The sequence below is a fragment of the Streptomyces sp. NPDC107562 genome (genome assembly GCF_055657325.1).
The window spans coordinates 698,667-718,457 of record NZ_JBVKBE010000002.1 but is presented as its reverse complement, the minus strand read 5'-3'; the positions used below and the strand labels follow the sequence as shown (position 1 = coordinate 718,457).

Annotated in this window: 21 protein-coding genes, 1 tRNA gene and 1 pseudogene; 14 read left to right on the top strand and 9 right to left on the bottom strand. The window is 69.5% G+C overall.

Annotated elements, in window-relative coordinates:
- Positions 1-200 precede the first annotated feature (200 nt).
- The 6 genes from ACZ7LV_RS09060 to ACZ7LV_RS09035 all read left to right on the top strand — a co-directional run bounded on the left by ACZ7LV_RS09060 (position 201) and on the right by ACZ7LV_RS09035 (position 4,630).
- Entirely contained in the window at positions 201-638 is a 438-nt protein-coding gene (locus tag ACZ7LV_RS09060) for a DUF3052 domain-containing protein (protein WP_365445614.1), read from the top strand.
- 109 nt (positions 639-747) lie between these two features.
- Entirely contained in the window at positions 748-1,206 is a 459-nt protein-coding gene (locus ACZ7LV_RS09055) for a peroxiredoxin (RefSeq protein WP_471937283.1), read from the top strand.
- A gap of 112 nt (positions 1,207-1,318) precedes the next feature.
- A complete protein-coding gene (locus ACZ7LV_RS09050; protein ID WP_471937281.1) occupies positions 1,319-1,894 on the top strand; it encodes a calcium homeostasis/redox stress adaptation protein in 576 nt (191 codons plus the stop codon).
- Between the two features lie 103 nt (positions 1,895-1,997).
- Entirely contained in the window at positions 1,998-2,573 is a 576-nt protein-coding gene (locus tag ACZ7LV_RS09045; protein ID WP_401676769.1) for a TerD family protein, read from the top strand.
- 58 nt (positions 2,574-2,631) lie between these two features.
- On the top strand, positions 2,632-3,765 hold the full coding sequence (locus ACZ7LV_RS09040) for a DUF475 domain-containing protein (RefSeq protein WP_401676767.1): 1,134 nt from the start codon (positions 2,632-2,634) through the stop codon (positions 3,763-3,765).
- 127 nt (positions 3,766-3,892) lie between these two features.
- On the top strand, positions 3,893-4,630 hold the full coding sequence (locus ACZ7LV_RS09035) for a TerD family protein (RefSeq protein ID WP_471937279.1): 738 nt from the start codon (positions 3,893-3,895) through the stop codon (positions 4,628-4,630).
- 36 nt (positions 4,631-4,666) lie between these two features.
- Here the strand turns inward: ACZ7LV_RS09035 and ACZ7LV_RS09030 are convergent, their stop codons facing one another.
- Entirely contained in the window at positions 4,667-5,542 is an 876-nt protein-coding gene (locus ACZ7LV_RS09030) for a TerD family protein (protein WP_471937277.1), read from the bottom strand.
- 209 nt (positions 5,543-5,751) lie between these two features.
- On the opposite strand from ACZ7LV_RS09030, the gene ACZ7LV_RS09025 reads away from it, so the two are divergent.
- The 3 genes from ACZ7LV_RS09025 (at position 5,752) to ACZ7LV_RS09015 (ending at position 10,415) form a co-directional block, all read left to right on the top strand.
- Positions 5,752-6,921, top strand: coding sequence for an HpcH/HpaI aldolase/citrate lyase family protein (locus ACZ7LV_RS09025; protein WP_471937275.1), 1,170 nt, complete (start codon positions 5,752-5,754; stop codon positions 6,919-6,921).
- 168 nt (positions 6,922-7,089) lie between these two features.
- Entirely contained in the window at positions 7,090-9,603 is a 2,514-nt protein-coding gene (locus ACZ7LV_RS09020) for a phosphoribosyltransferase (RefSeq protein ID WP_471937273.1), read from the top strand.
- A complete protein-coding gene (locus ACZ7LV_RS09015) occupies positions 9,603-10,415 on the top strand; it encodes an HAD family hydrolase (RefSeq protein WP_471937271.1) in 813 nt (270 codons plus the stop codon). The genes ACZ7LV_RS09020 and ACZ7LV_RS09015 overlap by 1 nt, the downstream gene beginning before the upstream one ends.
- Positions 10,416-10,453: 38 nt before the next feature.
- Here the strand turns inward: ACZ7LV_RS09015 and ACZ7LV_RS09010 are convergent, their stop codons facing one another.
- The 5 genes from ACZ7LV_RS09010 to ACZ7LV_RS08990 form a co-directional block, all read right to left on the bottom strand.
- Positions 10,454-11,161, bottom strand: a complete 708-nt coding sequence (locus ACZ7LV_RS09010) for a DedA family protein (protein ID WP_471937269.1) — start codon at positions 11,159-11,161, stop codon at positions 10,454-10,456.
- Positions 11,162-11,257: 96 nt separating this feature from the next.
- Entirely contained in the window at positions 11,258-11,482 is a 225-nt protein-coding gene (locus tag ACZ7LV_RS09005) for an FmdB family zinc ribbon protein (protein WP_401676753.1), read from the bottom strand.
- 9 nt (positions 11,483-11,491) lie between these two features.
- The gene (locus ACZ7LV_RS09000; RefSeq protein ID WP_471937267.1) at positions 11,492-12,076 is read right to left on the bottom strand and encodes a DUF4383 domain-containing protein; all 585 of its coding nucleotides are present in this window, start codon (positions 12,074-12,076) and stop codon (positions 11,492-11,494) included.
- Between the two features lie 150 nt (positions 12,077-12,226).
- The gene (locus ACZ7LV_RS08995; protein WP_471937265.1) at positions 12,227-13,615 is read right to left on the bottom strand and encodes a hypothetical protein; all 1,389 of its coding nucleotides are present in this window, start codon (positions 13,613-13,615) and stop codon (positions 12,227-12,229) included.
- A gap of 77 nt (positions 13,616-13,692) precedes the next feature.
- A complete protein-coding gene (locus tag ACZ7LV_RS08990) occupies positions 13,693-14,583 on the bottom strand; it encodes a DUF4097 family beta strand repeat-containing protein (RefSeq protein ID WP_471937263.1) in 891 nt (296 codons plus the stop codon).
- Positions 14,584-14,793: 210 nt separating this feature from the next.
- Here ACZ7LV_RS08990 and ACZ7LV_RS08985 point away from each other — a divergent pair.
- Positions 14,794-14,868 (top strand) — tRNA-Val (locus ACZ7LV_RS08985).
- A gap of 45 nt (positions 14,869-14,913) precedes the next feature.
- Here ACZ7LV_RS08985 and ACZ7LV_RS08980 read toward each other — a convergent pair.
- Positions 14,914-15,169: pseudogene (locus ACZ7LV_RS08980) on the bottom strand (site-specific integrase); the annotation flags it as partial.
- A 90-nt stretch (positions 15,170-15,259) separates the two neighbouring features.
- On the opposite strand from ACZ7LV_RS08980, the gene ACZ7LV_RS08975 reads away from it, so the two are divergent.
- The 3 genes from ACZ7LV_RS08975 to ACZ7LV_RS08965 all read left to right on the top strand — a co-directional run bounded on the left by ACZ7LV_RS08975 (position 15,260) and on the right by ACZ7LV_RS08965 (position 17,054).
- The gene (locus tag ACZ7LV_RS08975) at positions 15,260-15,715 is read left to right on the top strand and encodes a hypothetical protein (RefSeq protein WP_471937261.1); all 456 of its coding nucleotides are present in this window, start codon (positions 15,260-15,262) and stop codon (positions 15,713-15,715) included.
- 260 nt (positions 15,716-15,975) lie between these two features.
- A complete protein-coding gene (locus ACZ7LV_RS08970) occupies positions 15,976-16,215 on the top strand; it encodes a hypothetical protein (protein ID WP_471937259.1) in 240 nt (79 codons plus the stop codon).
- Between the two features lie 464 nt (positions 16,216-16,679).
- Positions 16,680-17,054: a hypothetical protein gene (locus tag ACZ7LV_RS08965; protein ID WP_471937256.1), complete on the top strand. Its 375-nt coding sequence runs from the start codon at positions 16,680-16,682 to the stop codon at positions 17,052-17,054.
- A gap of 29 nt (positions 17,055-17,083) precedes the next feature.
- Here ACZ7LV_RS08965 and ACZ7LV_RS08960 read toward each other — a convergent pair whose 3' ends face one another.
- Positions 17,084-17,398, bottom strand: coding sequence for a hypothetical protein (locus ACZ7LV_RS08960; protein ID WP_471937254.1), 315 nt, complete (start codon positions 17,396-17,398; stop codon positions 17,084-17,086).
- 1,097 nt (positions 17,399-18,495) lie between these two features.
- On the opposite strand from ACZ7LV_RS08960, the gene ACZ7LV_RS08955 reads away from it, so the two are divergent.
- Positions 18,496-18,867 (top strand): hypothetical protein, encoded by a 372-nt coding sequence (locus ACZ7LV_RS08955; protein ID WP_471937252.1) that lies wholly within the window; start codon positions 18,496-18,498, stop codon positions 18,865-18,867.
- A gap of 153 nt (positions 18,868-19,020) precedes the next feature.
- On the opposite strand, the gene ACZ7LV_RS08950 is transcribed toward ACZ7LV_RS08955, so the two are convergent.
- Complete coding sequence (locus tag ACZ7LV_RS08950; RefSeq protein WP_471937250.1) at positions 19,021-19,644, bottom strand: SMI1/KNR4 family protein; 624 nt, start codon at positions 19,642-19,644, stop codon at positions 19,021-19,023.
- Positions 19,645-19,791: the final 147 nt, after the last annotated feature.

Below are 19,791 nucleotides of genomic sequence, written 5' to 3'. Positions count from 1 at the left end.
CTCGGGCGGCATGCCTGGAGTTGCGGCGACACGGCCGGGATCGTCACCGTTTCGGCGGTCCGAACCGCCGGGTACTTGCGCGATCCGCCCCGCCCGTGTGGACTACGGCCAATGCTTCGCGCACGCGCGTGGCTGAGACTCCCCCCAGCTCCCCACGAGCAGGGGGTCCCCCCATCCGAAACATGATCAGGAGGCAACCCGTGAGCGCGACCGCGGACCACGCGGAGGAGCGGACGAACCCTGCCGCCAGGCTGGGGTTCCAGCCCGGGCAGGTGGTCCAGGAGATCGGCTACGACGACGACGTCGCCCAGGACCTCCGCGAGGCCATCGAGGAAGCCATCGAAGGCGACCTCATGGACGAGGACTTTGACGACGTGGCCGACGCCGTTGTGCTGTGGTTCCGTGACGACGACGGCGACCTTACGGATGCGCTGGTGGATGCCACCACGTACATCGAGGAAGGCGGCGCGATCCTGCTCCTCACGCCGAAGACCGGCCGGTCCGGTTACGTGGAGCCGAGCGACATCTCGGAGGCCGCGACCACGGCCGGGCTGACCGCGTCGAAGAGCGTCAGCGTCGGCAAGGACTGGAGCGGCAGCCGGCTGGCGACGCCGAAGGCCGCCAAGTCCAAGCGGTGACCGTTCGTTGAACGTGGGACGGGCCGGCCGAGGTCGGCCCGTCCGTCGGCCGCCGGTGATCGCTGCGTAGGGTGGAAGCCACCCGAACAGCCCCACCGAAGGGACGACGATGGCCATCCAGGTCGGCGACAAGGCCCCCGACTTCGAGCTGAAGGACAACCACGGCCGGACCGTGCGCCTTTCGGACTTCCGCGGTGAGCGCAACGTCGTGCTGATCTTCTACCCCTTCGCCTTCACCGGTGTGTGCACCGGCGAGCTGTCCGAGGTCCGGGACAACCTGCCGAGGTTCTCCGACCGCGACACCGAGGTGCTCGCCGTCTCCAACGACTCCATCCACACCCTGCGCGTCTTCGCCGAGCAGGAGGGCCTGGAGTACCCGCTGCTGAGCGACTTCTGGCCGCACGGCGAGGTCTCCCGCGCGTACGGAGTCCTCGACGAGGCCAAGGGCTGCGCGGTGCGCGGCACCTTCGTCATCGACAAGGAGGGCGTGGTCCGCTGGACCGTCCTCAACGGCCTTCCCGACGCCCGCGACCCGAACGAGTACGTCACGGCGCTCGACGCCCTGTGATTGTTAGGTCCCAGGGCCTGCGGCGGCCGGGAACCCGTCACTAGGATCGACTCGTTTGATCCGATACCAACGCACGACGGGGCACCCGCCCCTGGACACCAATGGAGGACTCGTGGGAGTCAGCCTCAGCAAGGGCGGCAACGTTTCGCTGACCAAGGAGGCCCCGGGCCTGGCCGCGGTCATCGTCGGTCTGGGGTGGGACGTGCGCACCACTACCGGCACGGACTTCGACCTCGACGCGAGCGCGCTGCTGCTGAACAACTCGGGCAAGGTCGGCAGCGACCAGCACTTCATCTTCTTCAACAACCTCAAGAGCCCGGACGGCTCGGTGGAGCACACCGGCGACAACCTCACCGGTGAGGGCGAGGGCGACGACGAGCAGATCAAGGTCAACCTGGCCGGCGTCCCGGCCGAGATCGAGAAGATCGTCTTCCCGGTGTCCATCTACGACGCCGAGAACCGCCAGCAGTCCTTCGGCCAGGTCCGCAACGCGTTCATCCGCGTCGTCAACCAGGCCGGCGGCGCCGAGATCGCCCGGTACGACCTCTCGGAGGACGCCTCGACCGAGACCGCGATGGTCTTCGGCGAGCTGTACCGGCACGGTGCGGAGTGGAAGTTCCGCGCCATCGGCCAGGGCTACGCCTCGGGGCTGCGCGGCATCGCGCAGGACTTCGGCGTCAACGTCTGAGTCAGGTCCCTTTCGTCCCGCCCGTCCGGCGCCGCACGTTTGCGTGCGGCGCCGGACGCGCAGGACAACCACATCAGGCAGCACCCAGGGGAGGACAAGCATCATGGGCGTCACGCTCGCCAAGGGGGGCAACGTCTCCCTGTCCAAGGCCGCTCCGAACCTCACTCAGGTGATGGTCGGGCTCGGCTGGGACGCACGTTCCACCACCGGAGCCCCGTTCGACCTCGACGCCAGCGCCCTGGTGTGTAGCAGCGGACGGGTGATGGGCGACGAGTGGTTCATCTTCTACAACCAGCTCAAGAGCCCGGACGGCTCGGTGGAGCACACCGGTGACAACCTCACCGGCGAGGGCGACGGCGACGACGAGTCGATCCTGATCGACCTCTCCAAGGTGCCCGCCCACTGCGACAAGATCGTCTTCCCGGTCTCGATCCACATGGCCGACGAGCGCGGCCAGACCTTCGGCCAGGTCAGCAACGCCTTCATCCGCGTGGTCAACCAGGCCGACGGCCAGGAGCTCGCCCGGTACGACCTCAGCGAGGACGCCTCCACGGAGACCGCCATGATCTTTGGCGAGGTCTACCGCTACCAGCAAGAATGGAAGTTCCGGGCCGTAGGACAGGGGTACGCGTCGGGGCTGCGCGGCATCGCTCTAGACTTTGGGGTCAACGTTTCGTAAAGCCGGGTACGGCGCGGGGGAGACCCGTACACCCCGTACACAAGGGATTGGGTAGCCAGTGGTTCTGAAAACCTTCGGCTGGTCGTTCGCGGTCACCGCGCTCGGCCTGGTCGCGGCGGTCTTCTACGGGGGGTGGACCGCCTTCGGCATCGTGGCGATCCTCTGTGTCCTCGAGATCTCGCTGTCCTTCGACAATGCAGTGGTCAACGCCGGAATCCTCAAGAAGATGAATGCCTTCTGGCAGCGCATCTTCCTCACCATCGGCATCCTCATCGCCGTCTTCGGCATGCGGCTCGTCTTTCCCGTCGTCATCGTCGCCATCAGCGCACAGCTCGGACCCATCGAGGCCGTCGACCTCGCGCTGACCGACAAGGAGCGCTACCAGGAACTCGTCACCGACGCCCACCCGGCGATCGCGGCGTTCGGTGGCATGTTCCTGCTGATGATCTTCCTGGACTTCATCTTCGAGGACCGGGAGATCAAGTGGCTGGGCTGGCTGGAGCGCCCGCTGGCCAAGCTGGGCAAGGTCGACATGCTGTCGGTCTGCATCGCCCTGATCGTTCTGCTCGTCACCTCGATGACCTTCGCCACCCACGCCCACCTGCACGCCGGACCCGCGAACAAGGCGGAGACGGTGCTGCTCTCCGGAGTGGCGGGCCTCATCACGTACATGATCGTCGGTGGTCTCTCCGGCTACTTCGAGGACAAGCTGGAGGAAGAGGAGGAGCGCGAGCACGAGCAGGAGGAGGCGGCGAAGCGCTCCGGCAAGCCCGTCATGCTCCTGGCAGGCAAGGCCGCGTTCTTCATGTTCCTCTACCTGGAGGTCCTGGACGCCTCGTTCTCCTTCGACGGCGTCATCGGCGCCTTCGCCATCACCAACGACATCGTGCTGATGGCCCTCGGCCTCGGTGTCGGCGCGATGTACGTCCGGTCCCTGACCGTGTACCTGGTCCGTCAGGGCACCCTGGACGACTACGTCTACCTGGAGCACGGCGCGCACTACGCCATCGGCGCGCTCGCCGTGATCCTGCTGGTCACCATCCAATACGAGATCTCCGAGATCATCACCGGCCTGATCGGCGTCGTCCTGATCGCCGCCTCCTTCTGGTCCTCCGTGCGCCGCAATCGCGCACTGGCGGCCGCTGAAGGCAACGCGGGCTCGGACAAGACCGAGGTCTCGTCCGGGGTGTGACGCCCGTCCGGGCGAGGAACGCTCTGAGCGGGGCGGCCGTCGAGGGACGACTCCATGTCCTCGACGGCCGCCCCGTCGGTCTGTCCGGCACGGCAGGGCACGGTGAGTGGGGAGTCTGGGGGCGGGAATGGGCTTGTTTGACGGGCTCTGGCGTGGGCGTACGGCCGAGTTCGACTCGGGCAGCGCGGCCAGCAACGCGATCGAGCTGACCAAGCGGCACAGCCAGGTGTCGCTGAGCAAACAGGGGGCGGAGACCGGGCATCTGCGCATCAACCTGACATGGCGGATGCGCAGCTCCGACATCGGCGGACCGCAGCGGGAGAGCCTGCTGCGGCACCCCTTCAAGGCACTGAAGCCGCCGGAGGTCATGGGGCACAGCCAGAGCATGGTCAACGTCGACCTCGACCTGGGGTGCCTGTACGAACTCCAGGACGGCACCAAGGGCGTCGTCCAGCCCCTCGGCGGCTACCTCGGCGACGTCAACGCACCGCCGTACGTCAAGCTCAGCGGCGACGACCGGTTCGGCTCGGCGTCCGGCGAGACGATCTACGTCAACCTCGACCACCGCGAGGCCATCAAGCGGCTGCTGGTCTTCGTCTACATCTACGACCAGACGCCGGCGTTCGACCGCACCCACGCGATCGTCACGCTCTACCCCAGCAACGGCCCCCGCATCGAGATCGGCCTGGACGAACGCCACCCCCAGGCCCGCTCCTGCGCGGTCGTGATGATCGAGAACGTGAAGGACGAGATCTGGGTGCGACGCGAGGTCAAGTTCGTCTACGGCTTCCAGGCGGAGCTGGACCGGTTGTACGGATGGGGGCTGCAGTGGGGGAGGGGCCACAAGGCCAAGTCCGAGCGGTGAGCCGCCGGGGCCGGGCCGGACGCCCGGCCCCGGGGTTCAACGGCCGATGAACTGGGGTCCCTGCGGGGGGAGACGGAAGTCGGGGTCCGGGGCCGCCGGGACCGGGATCGGCGGCGGGTAGCCGTAGCCGGAATGGGCGGTCGGCGGTGCCGCCTGCGGATAGCCGTAGCCGGTCTGGGCGGCGGCCGGGTGCGGGTAGCCGTAGGCGGGCTGCGTCGCGGCCGGCTGGGGCTGCTGCTGCGGGTAGCCGTACGCCGGCTGCGTGGCCGGCTGGGGCACCACGGCCGTCGGCTGCTCCGGCGGCAGCGGCCGCGACATCTCGGGCCCGGCCTGGGCCGCGGCGGCCGCCGTCCCCTCCGCCGCCGCCTCGGACTCGTCGACCGAGATCCCGAAGTCCGTCGCGAGCCCCTTGAGCCCGTTCGAATACCCCTCGCCGAGCGCCCGGAACTTCCACCCGTCCCCGCGCCGGTACAGCTCGCCGCAGATCAGCGCGGTCTCCTCGCCGGTCTCCGGCTTGACGTCGAAGTAGGCCAGCGCCTCACCCTCGGGCGCCGAGCCGTCGTACAGCAGAATGCGCAGTGACCGTACGTGATCGAATGTCATGCCATCCGCCGATGCGACCAGGAGAATCTGGCTGACGTCGGACTCGACACCGGTCAGATCTGTCTGGATCGTGTCGGTCAGGCCCTCGGCGACGCGCTTCTTGCCGAGTCGCCACACCTTTCCGGCAGGGTGCCGGGGCTGGTTGTAGAACACGAAGTCCTCGTCGGAGCGCACACGACCGTCGGGGCCGAGGAGCAGCGCCGAGGCATCGACGTCAGGGACCCCCTGCCCGGGCGTCCAGCGCAGCACGGCGCGCACCGTCGTGACTTCGAGCGGGACGTTCGACCCCTTCAACATCGCGTGCGTCATGCGGTCATCCTGCCCTCTCGGTCCTGCTCACGACAATGCGGGGTCGAGCGGTCCCCGGAGTGCCCCGTGGCGCCGCCGAGTGAGCGTTGCCCGCCCCTGCGTTACGTGAAATTCATGCCCGGCGGGAACCCATGACATGGACTCCTACGTACTATTACCGGCCACCTTCAGCCGGACCTCAGGCCGATCGAGCACCACGGGGAAGCTATATGCGTCATTTCGGGCACGTTGCACCTGAGGTGCGGCAGCGCCTCTTCCACCGCGAGCCGTGCGACTTCACCGCCGACTCCCCGGCCCGGCTGCTGGCCGCGGCCCTGGGCGCCACGCTCTACAGTCCTGCCACCCGGCCCCGGCTCGCCGAGGACATCGTCAAGCAGACCGGCCGCGGCGTGGTCTCGATGGTGCTCTGCCTGGAGGACTCGATCGGCGACGCCGACGTCCTGGCCGGCGAGGAGAACCTCGTACGCCAGTTCGCCGAACTCGCCGAGCGCATCTCCGGTGCCGACCTCCCCCTGCTGTTCATCCGCGTCCGCACGCCGGAACAGATCCCCGACCTGGTACGCCGGATCGGCCCCGCCGTCCGGCTGCTGTCCGGATTCGTGCTGCCGAAGTTCACCCAGGAACGCGGCATGCCCTTCCTGGAGGCCCTCGCGGTCGCCGAGGCGGCCGCCGGACGACGGCTCTTCGCCATGCCGGTCCTGGAATCCCCCGAGCTGCTCTACCGGGAGTCCCGGGTGGAGACCCTGGAGGGCATCTTCCGGGCCGTCGACAAGTACCGCGGGCGTGTCCTCGCCCTGCGCCTCGGCGTGACCGACTTCTGCTCCTCCTACGGCCTGCGCAGGGCCCCCGACATGACGGCCTACGACGTCCAGGTCGTCGCCTCCGTCATCGCCGACGTGGTGAACATGCTGGGGCGGGCCGACGGCACCGGCTTCACCGTGACCGGGCCGGTGTGGGAGTACTTTCGGGTGCAGGAACGTATGTTCAAGCCTCAGCTGCGGCGCAGCCCCTTCCTGGAGGGCCAGGCCGAGGAACTGCGCGAGGCCCTGATCGAGCACTCCATGGACGGGCTGCTCCGGGAGATCACCCTGGACCAGGCCAACGGACTGCTCGGCAAGACCTGCATCCACCCCTCGCACGTCCTGCCCGTGCACGCGCTGTCCGTGGTCAGTCACGAGGAGTTCAGCGACGCCCAGGACATCCTGCGGCCGGAACTGCTGGGCGGCGGGGTGCTGCGGTCGGCGTACACGAACAAGATGAACGAGGTGAAGCCGCACCGCGCCTGGGCCGAGCGGACCCTCCTGCGCGCCGAGGCCTTCGGCGTGGCCAACGAGGACATCGGCTTCGTGGAGCTCCTGGCCGCGGGGAACGCCGGGTGAGGGCCGCTCCGGGGCGACGGAGGTCTCCCCGGGCCGCTGAGGACACCGAGAACCGCCGCAAACCCTGAGCACTCCGAGAACCTCCGAGAACCGCTGACCCCCCTGAGCACTCCGACAACCTCTGTAAACCTCGAAACCCGCTGAGCAACGGCCGAACGCAAGGAACGCATGGACAAGGCAGTGAACGACGGGACCGTGAACCGCGCCGACCACGGCGACGGCATCTGGTCCGGGAGCTGGGTCGCCGAGCGGCTCGGGGTCGAGCTCGTGGGCGACGACACCCTCATCGGCATGCTCGGACTCGCCCTGCGGCGCAACCCCAAGCGGGCCCACCTCCTCGTGTCGAACGTGCTCGGCAAACACGTCCCGCAGTCCCCGTCCGTCGTGTACGGCTCCGGGCACGCCCTCGGACGCAGGGTGCGTGAGCTGCTGGGCTCCGCCGGGGCACGCTCCGCGGTCGTCGTCGGATACGCCGAGACGGCCACCGGCCTCGGTCACGCCGTCGCCGACGGCCTCGGCGACGCCCCGTACCTCCACTCCACCCGTCGCCCCGTGGCCGGCGTCGCGCGGGCCGGGGGCTTCGAGGAGTCCCACTCCCACGCCACGTCCCACCTGCTGCTCCCCGAGGACCCGCGTCTCCTGGCCGGCGACGGTCCGCTGGTCCTCGTCGACGACGAGTTCTCCACCGGCAACACCGTCCTCAACACCGTTCGCGCCCTGCACGAGCGCTACCCCCGCGACCACTACGTCGTGGTCGCCCTGGTCGACATGCGCTCCACCGCCGACCAGGACCGTCTGACGGCCTTCGCCACCGAGATCGGCGCCCGCGTGGACCTGGTGACGGCGGCCCGCGGGACGGTGCGGCTGCCGGACGGCGTGCTGGAGAAGGGGCAGGCCCTGGTCGCGGAGCACGAGCGGACCGCGGCGGCGGCGACGGACGCGGCCGGAGCCGGACCGGACGAGCGGGATGCGCGGGACGCGCGGGTCGGCCGTGTCGATCTGCGCTGGCCCTCCGGGGTGCCCGACGGCGGCCGGCACGGCTTCACCGCCGCCCACCGCACCCGGCTGGAGAACGCCCTGCCCGCCATGGGCGCGCGCCTCGCCGAGGCACTCCCGCCCGGCGCCCGCCGAGTCCTGGTCCTCGGCTGCGAGGAACTCATGTACGCGCCGCTGCGCCTCGCCCGCGAACTGGAGCACCTCGTCGCCCCCGCGGCCGTCCGCTTCTCCACGACCACCCGTTCTCCCGTCCTCGCGGTCGACGACCCGGGCTACGCCATCCGCACCCGCCTCGTCTTCCCCGCCCACGACGACCCCGCCGACGGCCCCGGCGAGCGCTACGCCTACAACGTGGCCGGCGCCGCCTTCGACGCCGTCATCGCCGTCGTCGACTCGGCCGGCGACACCCCCGCCCTGCACGCCCCCGACGGCCTCCTCGCCCAGCTCGCGCGGCACACCCCGCACGTCCTGCTCGCGGTCGTCCCGTCGTACGTCCCCGGGATCCCGCCCGCCCCCGAAAGGCCCGCCATGCTGCCCGAGCCCCTTCGCGGCCCCGCCTTCTCCAGCTACGCGCCCGAGGACGTGGGCTGGCTGCTCCAGGACCTGTCGGACGTCACCCTGGAGGCGCCGACCGAGGAGCGCGAGGAGGCCATCCAGAGCGGCGGCGCGCACTACGCCGAGTCACTGCCGGTCGAGTACCAGCCAAGCGAGCAGTACCAGGCCCTCTTCCACGCGGCCCTGGAGACCTCCGCCGCCCGCATCGCCCACGCCGCGGGCGTCGTGACCGAGACCGTCCTCGCGGAACGCTCCCCGCGCCCCGTCCTCGTCTCCCTCGCCCGTGCCGGCACCCCCGTCGGTGTCCTGATGCGCCGCTGGGCCCAGCACCGGCACGGTCTCGACCTGGCCCACTACGCCGTCTCGATCGTCCGCGGCCGGGGCATCGACGCCAACGCCCTGCGCTTTCTGGCCGACCGGCACGACCCGCGCGACGTCGTCTTCGTCGACGGCTGGACCGGCAAGGGCGCCATCACCCGCGAACTCGCCGCCGCACTGCGGGAGTTCGAGGAGGCGGAGGGCGTCACCGGCTTCGACCCCGAGATCGCCGTGCTCGCCGACCCCGGATCGTGCGTGCGCACCTACGGCACCCGCGAGGACTTCCTCATCCCGTCCGCTTGCCTCAACTCCACGGTGTCCGGGCTGATATCCCGCACGGTCCTGCGCGCCGACCTGGTCGGTCCGCACGACTACCACGGCGCGAAGTTCTACCGCGAACTCGCGGGCGCCGACGTCTCCCACGTCTTCCTCGACGCCGTCCGGGACCGCTTCGACGAGGTCGTGGAGTCGGTGGACGCCACCACCAAGGAGCTGCTGTCCACCGACCGCACCCCGACCTGGGAGGGCTGGGCAGCCGTCGAGCGCATCAGCGAGGAGTACGGCATCCACGACGTGAACCTCGTCAAGCCCGGAGTCGGAGAGACGACGCGCGTCCTGCTGCGCCGGGTGCCGTGGAAGATCCTCGCCCGGGCCGGGGCCGGTCCCGACCTCGACCACGTCCGGCTGCTGGCCGAGCAGCGCGGCGTTCCGGTCGAGGAGGTCGCCGAACTCCCCTACACCTGCGTGGGTCTGATCCATCCCAAGTACACACGGGGCGCCACGGGCGCCGACGGAAAGGCGGTGGCTCTGTGATGCCGGTGCTGGTGGCGAGTGACCTGGACCGTACGCTCATCTACTCCTCGGCCGCACTGGCGCTGACCATGCCGGACGCGCGAGCGCCCCGGCTGCTGTGCGTCGAGGTGCACGAGAGCAAGCCGCTGTCCTACATGACGGAGACGGCGGCGGGGCTGCTCACCGAGCTCGCCGACGCCGCGGTCTTCGTACCGACCACGACCCGGACCCGCAAGCAGTACCTGCGCATCAACCTCCCCGGCCCCACACCGAAGTACGCGATCTGCGCCAACGGCGGGCACCTGCTGGTCGACGGTGTCTCCGACCCGGTCTGGCACGCGAGCGTCCAGTCACGGCTGGCCGACGAGTGCGCCTCGCTGGCCGAGGTCCAGGAACATCTGCTGACCACCGCCGACCCCGTCTGGGTGCGCAAGCACCGCGTCGCCGACGACCTGTTCGCCTACCTCGTCGTCGAGCGGGAGCTGCTGCCCGAGGACTGGGTGAAGGAGCTGGCGGTGTGGGCGGAGAACCGCGGCTGGACGGTCTCCCTCCAGGGCCGCAAGATCTACGCCGTGCCGAAGCCGCTGACCAAGAGCGCGGCCGTACGCGAGGTGGCCCGGCGCACCGGCGCCGACCTCACCCTCGCCGCCGGCGACTCCCTCCTCGACGCCGACCTCCTGCTCGCCGCGGACAAGGGCTGGCGCCCGAACCACGGCGAACTGGCAGACAGCGGCTGGACGGCCCCGGACATCACGTCCCTCCCCGAGCGCGGGGTGCTGGCCGGGGAACGCATCCTGCGCGAATTCCTGCGCGCGGCGGGGGAGCGGGGGTAGCGGGGGGCGGCGACCTGCGCGGTCGCGGGGTCGGGTCGCTACGCCTGGCGGCCCGAACGCACCCGCGTCGGCTCCTCGTCCGACGCCGCCCGCGGCGTACCGGCACGCCGTCCCCGCCTTCGCGCGCCGCCGCCCGGGCGCAGCAGCCGTAGGGCGACGAAGGCCGCCACGGCCACGGCGGCCGCGACGAGGACGACCTTGGAGTAGGTGGACACCACGCCCGTCACCTCGGTCCACCTCTCGCCCAGCAGGTAGCCGGCGAGGACGAACACGGTGTTCCAGATCGCGCTGCCCAGTGTCGTGAGGCCGAGGAACACCGGCAGGCGCATGCGCTCCACGCCCGCGGGCACGGAGATCAGGCTGCGGAAGACGGGGATCATCCGTCCGAAGAACACGGCCTTCGTGCCGTGCCGCTCGAACCAGGCCTCGGTCCGCTCGATGTCCGCGACCTTCACCAGCGGCAGCCGCGCCGCGATCGCCAGCGTGCGGTCCCGGCCGAGCAGCGCCCCCACGCCGTACAGCGCGAGGGCGCCCACCACCGAGCCGGCCGTCGTCCAGACCAGCGCGGCGTACAGGTTCATCTGCCCGGTGCTCGCGGCGAACCCGGCCAGCGGCAGGATGACCTCGCTGGGCAGCGGCGGGAACAGGTTCTCCAGTGCGACCGCGAGCCCGGCGCCCGGGGCGCCCAGGGTCGCCATGAGGTCGTTGATCCACTGTGGTGCCGGCTGCGCTGCGATGGCTGTCATGCGGGCCACGCTAGGAAACCGAAGCTGAAGAGAGCCTGAGGAAGCCCCGGCGGAGCCTCAGGAAGACCCCGCGCCCGGCGCCGGTCGCCTGCCGCGTCAGCCGCAGCAGCCCCCGCCGCAGCAGCCGCCCCCGCCACCGCCGCCGGTCTGCGGTGCCGGGGCCGAGGCCGACGCCGTACCGCCCACCGCCACGGTCGACAGCAGCTTCACCGTGTCGTCGTGGCCCGTCGGGCAGGTGGCGGGGGCGGAGGACTCGGCCATGGGGCGGCTGAGCTCGAAGGTGTCGCCGCAGGTCCGGCAGCGGTATTCGTAGCGAGGCATGCCCTCAGGTTAACGGGCGTCTCCCGGTGGAGGCAGGGAACGGTCGCGCGCGGCGGCGGCGTCATGCCCCTGCTCCGGGGACTGCCGCTCGACCAGGTCGGGGTGACGGGCCCGCCAGTACGGGTTGTCGTGGGGCAGGGCGGAGCCGACCCTCCCGTACATCCCGAAGAACATCAGGACCACTCCGAAGACGAAGCTGAACAGCACGTTCTGGATGCGGAACGCCAGGAAGTTGTAGTCCGTGTCCAGGAGCCCCAGATTCAGGAAGCCACTGAGGATGAACGCGATGCCCACCACCATGTTGAGCGTGGAGGCGAAGTTTCCGCCGATGACCATGCCCACGAAGAGCAGCAGCCCCACGCAGATCGACAGGATGCTCAGTGTGCCGTTCGTGTTGAGGCCCACGACCTGGTCACCGCGGGTGTCGAAGAAGCCGATCTTGTCGATCAGGCCGAGGATGCCGAACGCGATCAGGACCAGACCCATGAGCCCGGCGCCGAAGCGGTAGACCTGGTTCAGGCGGTGGTCGACGGGGAGATGCTTGTCGAACTGGATCCGCTGCCTGGCTTCTCCGTGCGTTGCGTGTGTGGCCATGTCGCCTCCCTCGGGGCGATAGCGGAGGCCGTGCGTCCGTTTCCCAATATCTGCCCGCTCCGCCCCGGGGGGCAACACGGAAGGCCGACATCCGTGCTCACACAGGGCTCGGGACCGGCTCGGCCACGGGTCGGCGGATCGGCGGGCGGGTCAGTGGACCGTGCCGCCCCCGCGTTCGTCCCGGATCTGCGAGACGACGCCGGCCACGGCCTGGCGGACCGCCTCCGTCTCGGTCAGGAAGTGCCACCAGTCGGGGTGGCGGCCCTCCAGGGTGCCGACAGCGCGCTCCAGCCGCCCGACCGCGTCGTCCAGAGGCCGGGCGTGGCGGGGATCGGGGGTGTTGCGCCCGGCCATGGCGAGCCGCTGGGCGTCCCGGATGGCGAAGCGGGTCCGCTCGATCTCCTGCTGGGGGTCCTTCTGCACGGCGTTCAGCCGCCGGAGGCGGTCACCGGCCGCCGAGACGGCCTCGTCCGTGGTGTTCAGCAGGGCGCGGGCCGTGGACAGCAGGGCCGTGGCGTCGGGCCACCGCTGGGCCTGGCGTGCCTGCTGGGCCTCGGTGAGCTTCTGCTCGGCCTGGCGGACGTTCTCCGCGGCCTGCGCCGGGACCGGCTGCAGATCCTGCCAGCACGCGACGGTGAACCGTCGCCGCAGCTCGCTGAGCACGGGTTCGACCTGGCCGGCGCGCGTGGTCAGGGCCTCGGCGCGGGTGCGCAGGGAGACCAGCCGGCGGTCGATCTCGGCGGCGCGCTCGGGCAGCCGCTCGGCCTCCGCGCGGATGGCCTCGGCCTCCCGGGCCGCCCGCTCGGCACGCTCCAGGGTCTGGGGGACGCCGTGCTGGCCGGCGCCCTGGTTCAACTTGGTCAGCTCGGGGGCGAGGGCGGCCAGCCGCGCGGCGAGGTCGTCCGCCTTCAGCCCTGATCCTCGTACGGTGTCGAGGGCGTTCGAGGCGGCGAGCAGGGACTGGCGGGCGCGTTCGACGGCGGGCGCCAGGCGGGCTAGCTGGGTCTCGGCCTTGCCGAGCAGCGGGCCGAGCCCCTCGGCGAACCGGTCCAGGTCCTGCTTGACCCGGCCGAGTTCCTCCTTGGCCTCGGTGAGCTGGGCGCGGGCGCGGGCGGCGGCCGAGGCCTCCAGGTCGTCGCGGTCCAGGTCGTGGGCGTCGACGGCCTCGATGTAGTGGTGGCTGGCCTCGTCGATGCGGCGGCCGAGCGCCTCGAAGTCGGCGGCGGCGCGGCGGGCGGCGGGGGAGTCGTCGACGGCCGCGATCGTCTCGATGGAGATGCGCAGATCGCGCTGGGCGGTGTCGAGCTCGTAGAACGCGGCCGCGGCGGCGTCCTTGGCGGCCTGCGCCTCGGCGCGCTGGCTCTCGGCCCGTCCGCCGAACCAGCGCCGGGTGCCGCCGCCGGCGAACGCGGCGGGCAGCACCAGCGCGGCGACCAGCGGCAGGCTCATCAAGGTGAGGGCATCGCGGAGACCCGCTGTGGCGCGGTGGCGCACAGGCGCTCTCGACGGCGAGTCCGGCTGAGGTGGTGTCGCCGTCACATCCCTCTCCCGTGCTGTCATCCGCCCTGCCCGGTGGTGTCATTCTCCCACCCGTGAAGGACGAACACACGGGTCGGTCAGTTCGCTGTCCGGACTGTGACTTTGCCGTCGCCGGTGCGGGCCGAGACGACGTGGCGGCTGGAGTCGTCACGGGGCACGGAGACCTCGACCCCGCCGTCACCGGTCTCGGTGGTGACGCGGTACGTGGCACGGGGCACCGAGACGGTCACGGATCCGTCGCCGCTGCTGGAGTCCACCAGGTCGGGTACGGCACCCAGTTCGAGGTGGGTGGAGCCGTCGGAGGTGTGGGTGCGGACCTGGCGGGAGGTGACGTCGGCGCGGATGGCGCCGTCCTGGGTGCGCAGGTCCAGCGGCCCGCTCGCGGCGCCCACGCGCACCGACCCGTCGTCGGTGGAGACCTGTACGGCGCCGGTGGCGTCGTCGACGCGGACGGAACCGTCACCGCTGTGCACCCGCACGGCCCCGGTGACGTCCTGGACGCGCACGGAGCCGTCGCCGGTACGGATGTCCAGCGCCTCCTGGAAGCCACTGGCGCGCACGCTGCCGTCCCCGTCCCTGACCTCGACGGCGACGCCGCGCGGCACCTCTATACGGTGCTTGGCCGAGCAGTCGGCGACGAAGCCGGAGCACCTCATCCGCAGGACCAGCCGGTCGCCGTCCATGTCCCACGTCACCCGCGGGTCCTCGCCCATGACGACCGACCCCTCGAACCAGCGGGTGACCTGGACACGGCCCTTCGGGGCCGCGTCGGTGGTGACGAGTTCCAGGGCGGAGTCGTCGGAGTCGACGGTCAGGGTCGAGCCCCGCAGCGGGAAGGACCGCCGCTCGGGCTCCTGGTCGTCGCCGGCGGCCGCGCCGCAGCCGGCGAGACCCGCGACGACGACCACGACGGCGCCGGCGAGGGCGGCGGTGCGGGCGGACACGGAAGCGGAAACGGTACGGGCCATGACGGATCTCCCCCTGGGGCGGTCTGCGGAACGCCTCCCGCGGGTCCGTAGCGGCGGGGAAGGCGACCACTCGACCGTACGGACCCGCCTCTCACCAGGGGATCCGGCCCTCTCCCGAATCCGGGGTGGGGTTATCCCCCGCCCGCGCACGAACGGTGATACGGGTTTGCGGGGCACGGCCCCCGGCAATGTAGGCTGTCGACTCGTCCTGGGCGCGTAGCTCAGCGGTAGAGCGCCGCCCTTACAAGGCGGATGTCGGCGGTTCGAAACCGTCCGCGCCCACCAGGAAAAAGGCCCCCAGCCGATCATGGCTGGGGGCCTTTGACATCAGATCTCCATCACGACGCGGGGAGCCACACCGGCCGCGGTGAGCAGCGTCGCGCAGCCGTGCCGGCGTCGTGGAGCCGGGTGACCCGAAGGCCCGCGTCCTTGGCGACCCGGACATGTGGCCGCCCTCCTCCCAGCGACCCCCCGCACGTTCACGCATGGCTGTCTGCCGCATGCGCTGGTACCTCAGGGGTGCCACACAGATGGCCGGCAGCGGCAGCACCTGCTGACGACGTCGCCCCTTGGGGTCGTCCTCGTACGCCTCCCTCCGATACGGCGGGCGCCGTCAGGTCGACAGACTGCCCGACGCGCCGGAAGCTTCCGGGGCCATGATCACTCGCGTAGCCACATGACCAGGAGGAAGAGTGGCCAGCCGCCGAGTTGGCCGGCCGCGGACAGCCGATTTCGTAGGCAAACCGTTGTCGGCACGTCGTTGCCCGGCGGGATCACCACTCGCATCCTGGCGGTTCAGCATGATCACGATGAAAAGAACGAAGGTTTCCCGCACATGCAGCAGATCCCCGACCTCGGAAAGAACTCGCTCGGCAAGCCGGATCCGTGGGCCAAGTTCCGGGGGCTCGCCTGGTGGCAGTTGGTCCTCTCGATCGTGCCGATTCTCTTGCTGCCGGTCGGCGGGGCGATAGGCGGACTCATCGGGGCGGCGGGCCTCTTCGCGAACCTCTCTCTCGCCCGCAAGCCGTTCGGGACGCCGGTCAAGCTCCTGGCGATGCTGGGCGTGGTACTCGCCTCTTATCTGGCTTACTTCCTCGTCGTGGGTCTCGCCCACAACCTGTTCAAGGGCTGACTCTCCGGCCGGAAACCCTGATCTCGGCGGGCGGGGCGACGGCCCCGGGGTTATCCCTGGGGCCGTCTGTGGGCCGTTTGTGCGTGGCCGACGTCGACAGATGACGACAGTCGACAACAGCGCTGTCCCTGCTCAGAGGCGGCGCAGAGAGCACTTGCCCAGGTGCGTCCAGCGAAGGTGAGTTGAGGAACTGCAGACTTCTAAGCGGGCCGACAGGGCTGGGGCTCGGAGGGGGAATTGTGTCAGTGTCATTCGGGATCATGATGCTGCTTCTGGCGGTGATGGCCGGTGGGCTTTGCCTCACGGGCATTGTTCTTGGCATCCATGGTCTGCTTCTTGGCCGCCTGCCGGGCCGACGCCTGGAGAAGTGGGTCCGACAACCCAGGCTGTGGGGTGCCGGCATGGTGCTCGTGGCCGGTCTCGGGTTCGGCAACGCGACGGTGTTCGTGATCGGGCTCGGATTGGTCGCCTTGGGGTTCACCGTTAGACCCGCACCCTGAGCGTCATTACAACCGTGCCACTTGCGGGCCAAGTTGAGCGGGGAAGAACGGGGAACGGCAGACACCGACAGGGCGCGAACCCGACGTCCGCCGACGTGCTCATTCCTTAGGTCAGCCGTCGAATAGCCCAACCTCGCTCCCGATGCGGGTGTCGCTCCCCCACCCGGCCCGGCTCGAACGGGCTGGTCCCCTCCACAACGGGCCGGTGCTGGGGGAAGCAGCGTCCGGCCGACGCGAGCCACCCGAATCGTATGGCGGATGCCGTCTTATTTGCGGAGTATCCGCCAGGCTTGCGGCCAGCCAGCGGCAAGCAGTGTCGGATCCCAGTTGATGCCTGACGTTCTGGTCCCGGGTGATGGTCGACGGTGGGCCCAAATGATCTCTTGCTTCGGGGTTGCTTCGTTTTCACTGTTCGCAGGACCCGGCCCAGTCGGTGGCCCTCGAAGTGTCAGTAGTGTTCCCGCATGACAGAGGCGGAGATGGCCCGGCGCGCGCCCAGACAGCTCACCGAGATGCGCGATGTGTACGACCTCCTGGAGGAGGTGCGACTGCGCCCCGGCATGTGGGTGCGAGACAGGTCTCTGCAGCATCTGCACTCCATGCTGTTCGGATACCGGGTGGCCTTGGCGGTGCATGGCGCCGAGGAGTCGTTCGACTTCTGGAGCCCGGGGACTCAGAGTCCGTTCGACGCGTGGTTGACCAAGCGGATGGACGAATACACCTCGCTGGGCTGGTCGACCGTAATCGAGCGCGAGGCGGAAGCCGCTGGCAGGCCTGCAATGGAGTTGTTCTTCGAACTGCTCGATGAGTTCTGTAGCGGACGGGACGAGCCGAGGTAGGCGGTGTCCTACGTGGTTGTCCAGCGTGATCACCGCATCCACACCTGCTGGAACTCCTCGGCCGAGATGGCCTCCAGTGGATCCTCTTCAGGGTCGATCGCTTGATCTGTCAGGCCACCGTGCTCGTCCTCCAGGCGCTCCCAGCTGTACCGGTGGAGTCGGCCGGCCGAAGTCAGCTCGGCCTGCTTGATGACGACCAACTTGCCGCGGTCGGGTACGGCTTCGATGTACCACAGGCCGCCCTCCTCGTCGGCGTGGCGGAAGTGGTGCCGCAGGATGGCGTTCTCATCGAGTGCTTGGAAGTACACCACGGTCTCTGCTCTGATGCGCTCCAGGTCAACCACGCGACCATCGTGCCAGCGAGCGAGCGCAGGTCGCTCCGTTCTGACACCCACGAGTGACATCAAGGGCGCCCGACGCCAGCACTCCTCGGTGGCCCAGCAAAGCTGGCGTGGCCGGGCAGTACCCCAGCGGAACCAGGGAGCGATCGACTCCTAAAGCGGTGCTCACTCTCTGCACTCCTCAGTACGAGGACGTGAAGCCGGCGGACTGGTCGAGGTGGAACGCGGAGCCCGGAACCGTCGGGGACCAACCCTTACGCAGGGCAAGCCGAACGACTGCAGCGACACCGGAGGGCAGTACAGGTTCGGCCTCGCGACCGATCCAGTTGCTCGGATGTGGCTGGTCGGTGGTGACCACGAGTGCTGCCCCTGGAGTATTCGCACGCTCGACCGCGTACGTGCACGGCGACGAGGCCAAGCCCTGGCTGTATGTCGGTCTGCCTCGCAGCCGCCAGCGGTAGGCCGTGCCGTCGACAACAATCCGTCGTGATCCCTTGCGAACCAGTGCCATGACACCTCCTGGACGCCGAGGATGCTAGCGCGCCCTGGCCCCCGACTGCGTCTCAGTTTCCTTCTCATTCGACCCCCTTCACGGCTGTTCAAAGGAGACCAGGAGTCGGGTGCGGCCCACGAGCGGCCCGCCCATGAACCCAGGTGAACGCCTCCGCACAAGCGAGTTGGTCGTCACGGCAATGCCGGCCCACGACACCGGCAGCGACCTGGGCGTACTCCCACCGACCACGTCCGCCCTTACAAGGCGGATGTCGCACGTTCGAAACCGTCCGCGCCCACCAGGAAGAAAGACCCCCAGTCGATCATGGCTGGGGGTCTTTGCATTCGGCTCTGACGGCGTTCCCGCACCACGTGAGCATTGACGTTCAGAGTGAGGGGATCTGGCTGTGCCCAAGGACTCTCATCACGACGCGGGGCGTCACGCCGGTCGCGGCGTGCCTGGTGAACGAGCGGTACACGTTACGCACTCCACCTGAACGCCATGAACTAGTTTTTGGCATGCAGGTGGGATGCCGAGTGCAGGCGAGTACATGAGCAGCCCCACGGCTGGCAGAAGGGCGGGACCTGTGCAGATAGCCGGAGTCGACTTGTACGTCAATCACCCGATCATGGCCTTGGGGTCCCCTGACTGGATTCGTGATGACCTGGAGCTGGCAGGTGCCCCCGCCGCGTCCTCCGACACTCACGTCATTGTCCGTGTGCAAGCACAGAAAGTTCTGATCAAGGTGCGGCTGTTCCTGGACCACGGCGAGGACATTGCCTCCGATCCCTCGTTCACCACGGTTTTTGACGGCTCGCTCTACTTGGCAGACCGGCGTTTTGCGATCGGTGATGTACTGGGAGAGAGCCGATTCGTCAAGTACATCGGGGGACCGCAACGATGGCGAGTGCGGGTGGCAGTGGACGATCCGAAGGGCTATGCACGTGCCGCTGACGTGGTCCTTCGCGCCGACGAGTAGTACCGCTCCTGTAAGGCTTCCGTGCGGCTGCTGACATCCCAAGCGCGAACAGGCTGATCGACCGAGGCGTAGGCCAGGTTGACCGACGCCGAGCGCCCTTTCGATCGAGCTGACAAGGATGAGGCTCGGGCCTGTCCCCGGCGGGGCGCCGACTCAACCGCTCGGCGGTACGAAGTCCCAGTGCAGTCTCTGTTCCTCGTCCACCACCGGTGTGTAGCCGTTGAGGGGCTCAGAGGTCTCAAGAGACGTGGCGATCGCCTCCATGAGCCTTGGCAGGGACGTCCACATCTCGTGCGATACGCGCATGACGCCTTCCACTGCCTCGACTTCATGGACGCGTCCCCGGTCGATTTCGGGGCGGTGGTCCAGCACGAGGTGACCTCCGCCGAGGTCCCGCGCGATGGGGATCAACTGCGGGTGTCCGTACAGGACGCTGCTGGACCCGGTCTTCATGAAGTCGTAGTCGGCCTTCTCTCCTTTCTCATCGGCCGTGCGCTTGTCGTAGTAGCCGGTGAGCAGTTGCCACGCAGCTGCTGTCTCGCGTGCACTCATCGGCCTGTAGAACCCTGGCAGGAGCGAGCCGCGCTGGTCGAGGAGGCCGTCGTGCCGCGAAAGCGACATCAGCAAGGGCTTCAGCAGTGGCCGGCCGATGACGCGTTCGAGCGCGGCGATGTCCGCCGGGTCCGCGGGCGGCGCCAGCGCGCTGTGAGTCGTCGGCGCGTGCTCGGCCAGCCAGTTCTCGATGCGCGTCCACGACTCGCTGATCGGTGCGGTCATGGCACGGCATCCTGCCACCCGGTGCGGACACCCCCAGGAAGGGTGCCGTGTTCCTGCTTCGTCTGGAGACGACTCAGGACCAGGTCGGCCCAACATGCGCGCGGTTCTCGTGGCTTCTACCGTGGGTGAGTAGACGGCCGGCGCCGG

Bases quoted from the DNA above. Each gene is read 5' to 3' on its own strand.
- ACZ7LV_RS08990 (WP_471937263.1), bottom strand. From the start codon at position 14,583: ATGGCCCGTACCGTTTCCGCTTCCGTGTCCGCCCGCACCGCCGCCCTC.
- ACZ7LV_RS09030 (WP_471937277.1), bottom strand. From the start codon at position 5,542: ATGACGCACGCGATGTTGAAGGGGTCGAACGTCCCGCTCGAAGTCACG.
- ACZ7LV_RS09005 (WP_401676753.1), bottom strand. From the start codon at position 11,482: ATGCCTCGCTACGAATACCGCTGCCGGACCTGCGGCGACACCTTCGAG.
- ACZ7LV_RS09045 (WP_401676769.1), top strand. From the start codon at position 1,998: ATGGGCGTCACGCTCGCCAAGGGGGGCAACGTCTCCCTGTCCAAGGCC.
- ACZ7LV_RS09000 (WP_471937267.1), bottom strand. From the start codon at position 12,076: ATGGCCACACACGCAACGCACGGAGAAGCCAGGCAGCGGATCCAGTTC.
- ACZ7LV_RS09055 (WP_471937283.1), top strand. From the start codon at position 748: ATGGCCATCCAGGTCGGCGACAAGGCCCCCGACTTCGAGCTGAAGGAC.
- ACZ7LV_RS09035 (WP_471937279.1), top strand. From the start codon at position 3,893: ATGGGCTTGTTTGACGGGCTCTGGCGTGGGCGTACGGCCGAGTTCGAC.
- ACZ7LV_RS08950 (WP_471937250.1), bottom strand. From the start codon at position 19,644: ATGACCGCACCGATCAGCGAGTCGTGGACGCGCATCGAGAACTGGCTG.
- ACZ7LV_RS08970 (WP_471937259.1), top strand. From the start codon at position 15,976: ATGATGCTGCTTCTGGCGGTGATGGCCGGTGGGCTTTGCCTCACGGGC.
- ACZ7LV_RS09020 (WP_471937273.1), top strand. From the start codon at position 7,090: ATGGACAAGGCAGTGAACGACGGGACCGTGAACCGCGCCGACCACGGC.
- ACZ7LV_RS08965 (WP_471937256.1), top strand. From the start codon at position 16,680: ATGACAGAGGCGGAGATGGCCCGGCGCGCGCCCAGACAGCTCACCGAG.
- ACZ7LV_RS08975 (WP_471937261.1), top strand. From the start codon at position 15,260: ATGACCAGGAGGAAGAGTGGCCAGCCGCCGAGTTGGCCGGCCGCGGAC.
- ACZ7LV_RS09015 (WP_471937271.1), top strand. From the start codon at position 9,603: ATGCCGGTGCTGGTGGCGAGTGACCTGGACCGTACGCTCATCTACTCC.
- ACZ7LV_RS09010 (WP_471937269.1), bottom strand. From the start codon at position 11,161: ATGACAGCCATCGCAGCGCAGCCGGCACCACAGTGGATCAACGACCTC.
- ACZ7LV_RS09025 (WP_471937275.1), top strand. From the start codon at position 5,752: ATGCGTCATTTCGGGCACGTTGCACCTGAGGTGCGGCAGCGCCTCTTC.